This is a genomic window from Bradyrhizobium sp. MI1.11, assembly GCF_055811255.1.
Genome location: NZ_JBVVPM010000025.1, coordinates 110,488 through 120,216, shown reverse-complemented (window position 1 = coordinate 120,216; position 9,729 = coordinate 110,488). Strand labels below are relative to the sequence as shown.

Here is a 9,729-nt window from a genome sequence, read left to right as displayed (position 1 = left end):
TGCCTGTTCCTGATCCAGCTCTGGCGCACGCCCGCCTGTCCGGCCCCGCTCAATTCGGCTTCTTAACGGACGACTAACCACAGGGAGTGGTTTGGCGAAGACTCCGAGTTACCCCTTTCGCACGACTACTGCGTGCTCGGAGTATGGGTCCTGGCTTTCGCCAGGACGACACTGAAATTATTGAACTGTCTTTGCGCGACGACTTGCCGTGATTACCGCGGACCCGGCTTCACCGGTGCGCGGCGCCGATCCGACGCCGGCTGGTACGCAACACGCGAGTGCTGGGCGCAATAGGGCAGGCCGGACAGCGCCCGTCCACCGCAGAAGAAGAAGTCCGGGCTCGAGGGATCGCCGACCGGCCAGTGGCAGGTCGCCTCGTTCAATTCGAGCAGCGACAGCCGCTGGCTCATCGGCACCACGTTGTCGTAGGTGACCGGATCCGGCTCAGCCTCGACCTCGAAGGCCTGCGCCAGCGCGGTGTTGCCGCGCGAGATCGGGCGGCTCACCCGCATCATGTGCTGCGCGGGGCGCGCCTTGCGCGGCCGGGGCGCTGCCGATGATGGGCTCTTGGCGCGGCCCGAAAGACCGAGCCTGTGCACTTTGCCGATCACGGCATTGCGGGTCACATTGCCGAGCTCCGCCGCGATCTGGCTGGCCGAAAGTCCGGCCTCCCAGAGCTTTTTCAGCTGCTCGACGCGATCATCGGACCAGGTCAAAACCGTCATTGCACCCTTTCCCTCGCTGCGCGCCAGCCATCCTGGGGCCTCGCAGCGAATGCCTAAGCCTTCAAAAACCCGTGCCGCCAGAATCCCTTAAGGCTCGCCGGGCGCGTCTTGAACGCCCGAACGTTTACGCCGGTACATAAGGACTTAAAGATCAGAACCACTGCACGAGATGTCGTATCTGACAATCCAAACGCTACAATATGGCGTGACTCCCGCGCAAGAGTCCGCCGACTCGCTTCCACATGTTCCGTGGCTAAATCCCGCAAAATCGGCACCGCAAGACTACGGATTCAGCGTTTCGCGAGGCTTTCCGGGCGGCATTGACACCCGTTTCACCAGGCCTAAGATAGTCGCACGTGCCGCCCTCAAGAGGCGGCACGTTTCGTTTTCCGGGCCGGTCGATGGTGCGTTGCGTAATGCACGCTTACACCGTCCGCAACATTCAAGTGACCGTCATGACTAACAGCGCAGCGCCGCATTTGCTCCCCGTTTTCGCCAGGTCCGACCTCGGTTTCGAGCGTGGCGAAGGCTGCTGGCTGATCGCGACCAATGGCGAGCGCTATCTCGATTTCACCTCCGGGGTGGCGGTGAATGCGCTCGGCCATGCCCATCCGGCGCTGGTCGCGGCGTTGCAGGAACAGGCCACGAAGCTCTGGCACATGTCGAACCTGTTCCAGAGCCCGGACGGCGAAAAGCTTGCCGCGCGCCTGTGCAATGAAAGTTTCGCGGACTTCGTGTTCTTCTGCAATTCCGGCGCCGAAGCGCTGGAATGCGTGATCAAGGTCGTGCGCCGCTATCACGCCGCGAAGGGCCATCCAGACCGCTATCGCATGATCACCTTCGAAGGCGCCTTCCATGGCCGCACGCTGGCGACGCTGGCCGCGACGGGTTCGGCAAAATATCTCGAAGGTTTCGGCCCACCCATGGAGGGCTTCGACCAGGTTGCGCATGGCGATCTCGAGGCAGTGAAAAAGGCGATCGGTCCGCAGACCGCCGGCATCCTGATCGAGCCGATCCAGGGCGAGGGCGGTGTGCGTTCGGCAACGCCTGCCTTCCTGAGGGCGTTGCGCCAGCTCTGCGACGAGCGCGGCCTGTTGCTCGCCTTCGACGAGGTGCAGACCGGCATGGGCCGCACCGGAGATCTGTTCGCATACCGCCGCCTTGGCGTCGAACCTGACGTGATGTCGCTGGCCAAGGCGCTCGGCGGCGGCTTCCCGATCGGCGCCTGCCTTGCGACCGCGGAAGCGGCGTCCGGCATGACGCCGGGCTCGCACGGCTCGACCTTCGGCGGCAATCCGCTCGCGATCGCGGCGGCGAACGCCGTGCTCGACGTCATGCTCAAGCCCGGCTTCTTCGACCACGTGCAGAGGATGTCGCTGCTGCTCAAGCAGAAGCTCGCTTCCGTGATCGACCGTCATGGCGATGTCGTCAGCGAAGTGCGCGGCGAGGGCCTCCTGATCGGCATCAAGGCCGTGGTGCCTTCCGGCGATCTCGTTGCCGCCTTGCGCGCAGAAAAGCTGCTCACCGTCGGTGCCGGCGACAATGTCGTGCGTTTCCTGCCGCCTTTGATCGTCACCGAAGCCGAGATCGAGGACAGCGTCGGGCGGCTCGAGCGCGCCTGCACGGCGTTGTCCGGCAACAAGCGGGCGGCAAGCTGATGAGCACGTCGCCCGATAAAACGCCCAAGAAAACACCGAAGCACTTCCTCGATATCAACGAGCTGCCGCTGTCGGAGCTCAAGCGCATGCTGGCCGCGTCCTCCGCGATGAAGGCGAAGCAGAAGGCGCATCAGCCGGTCAGGCCGCTCGAAGGCAAGACGCTGGCGATGATCTTCGAGCGCCCCTCGACGCGGACGCGGGTGTCTTTCGATGTCGCCATGCGCCAGCTCGGCGGCGAGCCGATCATGCTCACCGGCGCCGAGATGCAGCTCGGCCGCGGCGAAACCATCGCCGACACCGCGCGGGTGCTGTCGCGCTATGTCGACGCCATCATGATCCGCATCCTCAATCACGATGCGCTGCTGGAGCTTGCGGCGAACGCCACCGTGCCCGTTATCAACGGCCTGACGCGGCGCTCGCATCCCTGCCAGGTCATGGCCGACCTGATGACCTACGAGGAACATCGCGGCCCGATCGAGGGCAAGACGGTGGCCTGGACCGGCGACGACAACAACGTGCTGGCGTCCTGGGCGCACGCCGCCGAGCGCTTCAAGTTCCAGCTCAATGTCGCGACGCCTCCGGAGCTCGCGCCGAAAAAAGCGATGCGCGACTTCATCAAGGCGACCGGCGCGCCGATCATGCTCGGCACGGATGCCGAAGCCGCCGTGAAGGGCGCCGATTGTGTCGTGACCGACACCTGGGTGTCGATGGGCGACAAGGAAGGCGAGCACCGCCATAACGTGCTCAAGCCCTATCAGGTCAATGCCCAGCTGATGTCGCTGGCCAAGCCCGATGCGCTGTTCATGCACTGCCTGCCCGCCCATCGCGGCGAGGAGGTCACCGACGAGGTGATCGACGGTCCCCAATCCGTCGTGTTCGACGAGGCCGAAAACCGCCTGCACGCGCAGAAGGGCATTCTGGCCTGGTGCTTCGACGCGGTGAAGTAACGCGGGCCGGTGAAGTAGCTTTGGATCGTCGTCCTGGCTTTCGCCAGGACGACACCGAGTTTGCCGTGCTTGCGTACGATCCGTTCTGCATTCCGGATGCAGCCGCCCCCCTTCCAATTCCGCCTTCCGACCCCAGATAAAGCGCCATGGTTTCCCAATCCCCTGACATGAAAACCGGGCCCGAAGGCCCGGTTCGCGCGCCATCCGCGGTTCCCATCGATGACGCCGTGCTGCCCTACGAGGTCGACGCGCTCGACGTGCGCGGTCGCCTGGTGCGGCTTGGTCCGGCGCTCGACGAGATCCTGACCAAGCACGATTATCCGGCGCCGGTCGGCAAGCTGCTCGGCGAGGCCATCGTGCTGACCACGCTGCTCGGCTCGTCGCTGAAGTTCGAAGGCCGCTTCATCCTCCAGGCCCAGACCGACGGTCCTGTGTCGTTCCTGGTCGTGGACTATCAGGCGCCGGATCGCCTGCGCGCCTATGCGCGCTATGATGCCGCGCGCCTCGGCGAAGTCCAGGATTCCGGCAAGACTTCCGGCGCGCTGCTGGGCCACGGTCATCTGGCCATGACCATCGACCAGGGCCCCGACATGAGCCGCTACCAGGGCCTGGTCGCGCTCGACGGCGGCAGCCTGGAAGACGCCGCTCATGAATATTTCCTGCGCTCCGAGCAGATCCCGACGCGCGTGCGCCTTGCCGTCGGCGAGGAGTGGCGTTCGAATGACGGCGGCAAGCATCGCTGGCGTGCCGGCGGCATGCTGATGCAGTTCCTGCCGAAGGCGCCCGAGCGCGCGCGGCAGGCCGATCTGCATCCCGGCGATGCGCCCGAGGGCGTCGAGGTCCATGCCGTCGCTGAAGACGATGCCTGGGTCGAGGCGCGCTCGCTGATCGAAACCGTCGAAGACGTCGAGCTGATCGATCCCGAGCTGTCCGGCGAGCGGTTGCTCTACCGTCTCTTCCACGAACGCGGCGTGCGCGTGTTCAATCCGCTGCCCTTGAAGGCGCAATGCTCCTGCTCGCGCGATGCGGTCGCATCGATGCTGAAGAGCTTTTCGTCCGACGACCGTGCCGCAATGGTCAAGGACGACAAGGTCGTCGTGACCTGCGAGTTCTGCAGCTCGGTGTACGAGTTCACACCGGATGAGGCGGGCGTCGAGGACGCGTAGCGCGGTGCCGTAGGGTGGGCAAAGCGAAGCGTGCCCACCATTTCCAGCGCTAGTTCAACACCCGCTTGTTATCCGGGCTGTCCAGCGAGAACGTCGGCACGTCGATCTCGAAGCGTTCGCCGCTTGCGCTGACCATCTGGTAGCGGCCGGTCATGAAGCCCGAGGCGGTCGTGAGCGGCACGCCGGAGGTGTATTCGAAGCGTTCGCCGGGCGCGAGCGTCGGCTGCTCGCCGACGACGCCCTCGCCTTTCACCTCCTGCTGCCGGCCGGTGGCATCGGTGATGATCCAGTGCCGCGTCTTGAGCTGCACGGTCTCATCGCCGGAATTGGTGATGACGATGGTGTAGGCCCAGAAATAACGGGAGCGGTCGGCCGACGACTGCTCCGGAACAAAGTTCGGCTCGACGGTCACTTCGATCTGGCGGGTCACGGCGCGGTACATGATTGCCATCATACCGAAAACCGCCCGGGAACCAAACGCCGGAGGCGGCCTTGGCGACATCGTCCCGCCTGAATTCGCAGGGAAGTACACGTCCAAGTGTAGGTCCAAACGTACTTGCATGTGATCCGGTGGCTTTGCGAGATGACGGCCGGACCGGTACACTCCTTGCCACGTCGCGATTTGCGGAAGGGTTTTTAGGCCCCCGATGACTATTGCCGACCAAGTGACGGGATCGACGATCGCGGGAACCGCTAAACCTGTGGAGGTCAAGTCCGCGGGGGCAAAGCGGCGCGCGGCCGCGCCGGCCATTTCGCTGCCCGCCATCGGGGAGCGCGAGCTCCGGCTCGACCTGTTCCGCGGCCTTGCGCTGTGGCTGATCTTCATCGACCATTTGCCGCCGAGCCTTCTGACCTGGTTCACGATCCGCAATTACGGCTTCAGCGACGCCACCGAGATCTTCATCTTCATCTCCGGCTATACCGCCGCCTTCGTGTACGGTCGGGCGATGCTGGAGTCCGGCATTGTCGTCGCCACCGCGCGCATCCTGCGGCGCGTCTGGCAGATCTATGTCGCCCACGTCTTCCTGTTCACGATCTTCCTTGCCGAAATCTCCTACGTCGCGACCAGGTTCGAGAACCCGCTCTACACCGAAGAGATGGGCATCATGGATTTCCTCAAGCAGCCCGACGTGACGATCGTGCAGGCGCTGCTGCTGCGCTTCCGTCCGGTCAACATGGACGTGCTGCCGCTCTATATCGTGCTGATGCTGGCGCTGCCCTTGATCCTGTGGCTGATGAAATGGCGCCCGGACGTGACGCTCGGCCTCTCGGTCGCGCTCTACGCGGTGACCTGGGAATACGACCTCTATCTGTCCGCCTATCCGAACGGCTTCTGGGCCTTCAATCCCTTCGCCTGGCAATTGCTGTTCGTGTTCGGGGCATGGTGCGCGCTCGGGGGTGCGCGACGCATGTCGCGCATTCTGGCTTCGCGGGTGACGATGTGGATCGCGATCGCCTATCTGGTCGCGGCATTCTACGTGACGCTGACCTGGTATGTGCCGCAGCTCTCCCATTTCATGCCGAAGCGGCTCGAGCAGTGGATGTATCCGATCGACAAGGCCGACCTGGACGTGCTGCGCTTCACGCATTTCCTGGCGCTGGCCGCGCTCACCGTACGCGTCCTGCCGCGGGACTGGCCGGGCCTGAAATCGCCATGGCTGCGGCCGCTGATCCTGTGCGGCTCGCATTCCCTGGAGATATTCTGTCTCGGCGTCTTCCTCGCCTTTGCCGGCCATTTCATCCTGGCCGAGGTCTCGGGCGGCCCGGTCATGCATGCGCTAATTAGTCTCTCCGGAATTCTGATCATGTGGGCCATGGCCTGGCTGATTTCGTGGTACAAGCGGGTGGCTGACAAGAGCGGTTCGAAAACCAAAAGCGCCGTCGGCAGCGCCGATATGGCGGGAGGGGGCTGATGAAGGCGAAGGTTTTCCTGAGCCTGATCCTGCTGTGCGGTGGTCTCGCCGCGCCTCCGGCGCGCGCGGACGATGCTGCGCCGGCTGCTTCAGCCGCGCCCGCAGCCTGTGAAGTGCCGTCCTATCTGCTCACCAGCGAAAGCCAGCTTCCCAAGGTCGCCGATGCCGTGAAGGCCGGCAAGCCGCTCGAAATCCTGGTCATCGGCAGTCGCTCGACCACAATTCCGGCTTCCGAGGACGCCTCTTATCCGGCGCGGATGCAGGCCATTCTGAAGGACAAGCTGTCGCCGTCCGAGATAGTCCACGTCTCCGTAGAAATACAGAGCAAGAAAACGGCCGAGGAGGCGGCCGCCAGTTTCGTTAAGCTGATGGAAGCAAAAGCACCTACTTTGGTTATCTGGCAGACCGGGACTGTCGATGCTATCCGAGCCATCGATCCCGATGATTTTCGCGGCGCAGTGACCGGAGGGGTTGTTGCGCTGCAAAAGGCAGGGGCTGACGTCGTCTTGATGAACTTGCAGTACAGTCCGCGTACCGAAACCATGATCTCGGTGCCGCCATACCTCGACAATATGCGGGTGGTGGCGCAGGAGCACGATATTCCGCTGTTCGATCGTTTCGCGATCATGCGGCAGTGGAATGACCAGGGGCAGTTCGACCTGTTCAGCCCGTCGCGCGGGCCTGAGCTGGCGAAGCAGGTCCATGATTGCCTTGGCCGGGCGTTGGCACAGTTCGTGATCGACGCTGCGCATCTGGAGCCGGCCCAGCAGCAAAATTGAGGTCTAGCGTTAATGAGTTCTCTCCGCCCTTTTTGCCTGACGGCATGGCTGGCTGCGCCTGCAGCAGCGGTGCTGCTGTTGCTGAGTCCGGCCTCGCAATCGCACGCGCAGACGCAGGGCGCGCAGGCAACGCCGGCCCCGCAGCAGTCGGCTAATCCGGCTCCCGCTTCACCGTCCCAGACGACCGTCGCAGCGACGTCCCCCGACCAGCGCGGCATCACGGCGCGCGCCATCGACAAGGTGAAGCAGGTCGCGAAATCCGCCGGCGACGTCTTCAGCCGCGTGCCCTGCCTGTCGCCGAAGGGCGGCGCTAAGGCGATGGGCTCGCTGCCGCATGTCGCGGGCAAGCTCGTCGCCGGCCAGCCCGTCGTCATCGTCGCATTCGGCTCGTCCTCGACCGCGGGATTCGGTGCGAGCTCGCCGGAGTTCAACTATCCCAATCGTCTTGCCGCGCAGCTGCACCGGCACTATCCGACAGCCGACATCACCGTCGTCAATGCCGGCGTCGGCGGCGAGGACGCGCCCGAGATGATGAAGCGCCTTCAGAAGGAGGTGATCGACGTGCATCCGGATCTGGTGATCTGGCAGGTCGGCACCAATGCGGTGCTGCGCAATCTCGATCCCGGCGATACCGCCAAGCTCGTCGAGGACGGCATCAGCCGCATCCAGGCTGCCGGCGGCACCGACGTCGTGCTGGTCGATCCGCAGTATTCGCCAGCCGTCAACCAGCGCGCCGAGAGCGCCGGCAAGATGGTGAAGCTGCTCGGCAAGGTCGCTGAGCTCCGTCACGTCGGCATCTTCCCGCGCTTCGAGGTGATGCGCGACTGGCACGAGAAGCAGTCGCTTCCGGTCGAGAGCTTTGTGATCGCCGACGGCCTGCACATGAACGATTGGGGCTACGCCTGCTTCGCCCAGCTCCTCGGCGACGACATCATCCGCTCCGTCGGCCAGATCAAGCTCGGCGTGAACGTGCCCGCGGACCTGCGGACGTACCGGCCGATGTAGCTTGGTGCCGTAGGGTGGGCAAAGGCGCGCTCTTCGCGCGCCGTGCCCACCATCTATCGGCACCGCGATCGTGAAGGGTGGGCACGCTTCGCTTTGCCCACCCTACGATTCCGAGTGTGTGGCTACGCCTTCTCCAGCGCCGCGGTCAGATCCTCGATTAGATCATCCGCGTGCTCCAGCCCCGCCGAGAAGCGGATGAATCCCTCGCTGATGCCGAGCGCGGCGCGGTCCTCCGGCTTGAGGCGCTGATGCGTCGTGGTGGCGGGGTGCGTGACGAGGCTCTTGGCGTCGCCGAGATTGTTCGAGATCTTGGCAAGCTTGAGCTCGTTGAGCACGCGGAACGCCGCCTGCTTGCCGCCCTTGACCTCGAAGCCGACCAAGGTCGAGCCGCCGCGCATCTGCTTCTTCACCAATGCCGCCTGCGGATGATCGGCGCGGCCGGGAAACACCAGTCGCGAAATCTTCGGATGGCTCGCCAGCACGTCCGCGATGCGCGCGGCCGTCTCGGTCTGCGCGCGCACGCGCACGGCGAGCGTCTCCAGGCCCTTGAGCAGCACCCAGGCGTTGAACGGCGAGATCGACGGGCCGGTCTGGCGCATGAAATTGTGGATGTGCTCGGCGATGAACGCCTCCGAGGACAGGATGATGCCGCCGAGACAGCGGCCCTGGCCGTCGATGTGCTTGGTCGCGGAATAGACCACGACGTCGGCGCCGAGCGCGAGCGGGCTCTGCCAGATCGGCGTGGCGAACACGTTGTCGACGACGAGCCGCGCGCCGCCGCTGTGCGCGATCTCGGCAATGCCGGGAATGTCGAGCACGTCGAGCGTCGGATTGGTCGGGCTCTCCAGGAAAAACGTCTTGGTGTTCGGCTTCATGGCGCGCTGCCACTGGTCAAGATCGAGGCCGTCGACCAGCGTGGTCTCGATGCCGTAGCGTGGCAGCAAATCCTGCACGACGTAGAGACACGAGCCGAACAGCGCGCGCGAGGCCACGACGTGATCGCCGGCCTTCAGCGGCGCCAGGATCGCCGTCGTCACCGCGGCCATGCCGGTCGCGGCGGAACGTGCCGCTTCGGCGCCTTCGAGCTCGATCATGCGGCGCTCGAACATCGCGATGGTCGGATTGGAGTAGCGTGAATAGATGAAGCCGGGGTCCTCGCCCTTGAACCGCGCCTCGCACTCCTCGGCGCTGTTGTAGACGTAGCCCTGGGTCAGGAACAGCGACTCCGAGGTCTCGCCATATTGCGAGCGCAGGGTGCCGGAATGAACCAAGCGAGTTTCGGGACGGTATTGCGCGGTTGGCGCCGGGGACTTCGACATAGGACCTCCTGAAGTGACCATCGAAAATGGCCACAAAAAAACCGGCCTGGAATATTTCCACGGGCCGGGATCACAGAGGTCCCCGGCCTGTTTAGCGACTTATTTAACGTGGCTGCAAGCCGGCCGGCTCAAATCACCACGGGATAAGTCATGCTCATATTCCGCAATGCCCTTTCCGTCAAGACGTCCATCGGATAGCCGTAAAACGCTCATATTG

9 protein-coding genes and 1 riboswitch are annotated in these 9,729 nt (G+C 64.3%); of the genes, 6 read left to right on the top strand and 3 right to left on the bottom strand.

The genetic code is table 11. From position 1 onward, the window contains the following. Positions 1-212: 212 nt before the first annotated feature. The gene (locus AC0L30_RS24100) at positions 213-725 is read right to left on the bottom strand and encodes a GcrA family cell cycle regulator (RefSeq protein ID WP_007597869.1); all 513 of its coding nucleotides are present in this window, start codon (positions 723-725) and stop codon (positions 213-215) included. Positions 726-1,180: 455 nt separating this feature from the next. On the opposite strand from AC0L30_RS24100, the gene AC0L30_RS24095 reads away from it, so the two are divergent. From AC0L30_RS24095 to AC0L30_RS24085, 3 genes are all read left to right on the top strand, one after another. Beyond that, positions 1,181-2,383 carry an aspartate aminotransferase family protein gene (locus tag AC0L30_RS24095; RefSeq protein WP_035995336.1) on the top strand — a complete coding sequence of 401 codons (1,203 nt, stop codon included), beginning with the start codon at positions 1,181-1,183 and terminating at the stop codon, positions 2,381-2,383. Continuing rightward, complete coding sequence (gene argF / locus AC0L30_RS24090) at positions 2,383-3,330, top strand: ornithine carbamoyltransferase (RefSeq protein WP_007597866.1); 948 nt, start codon at positions 2,383-2,385, stop codon at positions 3,328-3,330. The genes AC0L30_RS24095 and argF overlap by 1 nt, the downstream gene beginning before the upstream one ends. A gap of 146 nt (positions 3,331-3,476) precedes the next feature. Next, entirely contained in the window at positions 3,477-4,496 is a 1,020-nt protein-coding gene (locus AC0L30_RS24085; protein ID WP_035993783.1) for an Hsp33 family molecular chaperone, read from the top strand. A 49-nt stretch (positions 4,497-4,545) separates the two neighbouring features. On the opposite strand, the gene apaG is transcribed toward AC0L30_RS24085, so the two are convergent. After that, positions 4,546-4,950, bottom strand: a complete 405-nt coding sequence (apaG, locus tag AC0L30_RS24080; protein ID WP_088941063.1) for a Co2+/Mg2+ efflux protein ApaG — start codon at positions 4,948-4,950, stop codon at positions 4,546-4,548. A gap of 193 nt (positions 4,951-5,143) precedes the next feature. On the opposite strand from apaG, the gene AC0L30_RS24075 reads away from it, so the two are divergent. From AC0L30_RS24075 to AC0L30_RS24065, 3 genes are read left to right on the top strand one after another with little or no spacing between them, the layout of a single operon-like run. After that, positions 5,144-6,409, top strand: a complete 1,266-nt coding sequence (locus tag AC0L30_RS24075) for an OpgC domain-containing protein (protein ID WP_007597863.1) — start codon at positions 5,144-5,146, stop codon at positions 6,407-6,409. Continuing rightward, complete coding sequence (locus tag AC0L30_RS24070; RefSeq protein ID WP_007597862.1) at positions 6,409-7,188, top strand: SGNH/GDSL hydrolase family protein; 780 nt, start codon at positions 6,409-6,411, stop codon at positions 7,186-7,188. The genes AC0L30_RS24075 and AC0L30_RS24070 overlap by 1 nt, the downstream gene beginning before the upstream one ends. A gap of 12 nt (positions 7,189-7,200) precedes the next feature. Continuing rightward, the gene (locus AC0L30_RS24065) at positions 7,201-8,193 is read left to right on the top strand and encodes an SGNH/GDSL hydrolase family protein (protein ID WP_007597861.1); all 993 of its coding nucleotides are present in this window, start codon (positions 7,201-7,203) and stop codon (positions 8,191-8,193) included. Between the two features lie 122 nt (positions 8,194-8,315). Here the strand turns inward: AC0L30_RS24065 and AC0L30_RS24060 are convergent, their stop codons facing one another. After that, positions 8,316-9,512, bottom strand: a complete 1,197-nt coding sequence (locus AC0L30_RS24060) for an O-succinylhomoserine sulfhydrylase (protein ID WP_473405334.1) — start codon at positions 9,510-9,512, stop codon at positions 8,316-8,318. Between the two features lie 70 nt (positions 9,513-9,582). Further along, positions 9,583-9,662, bottom strand: a riboswitch (SAM riboswitch). Positions 9,663-9,729: the final 67 nt, after the last annotated feature.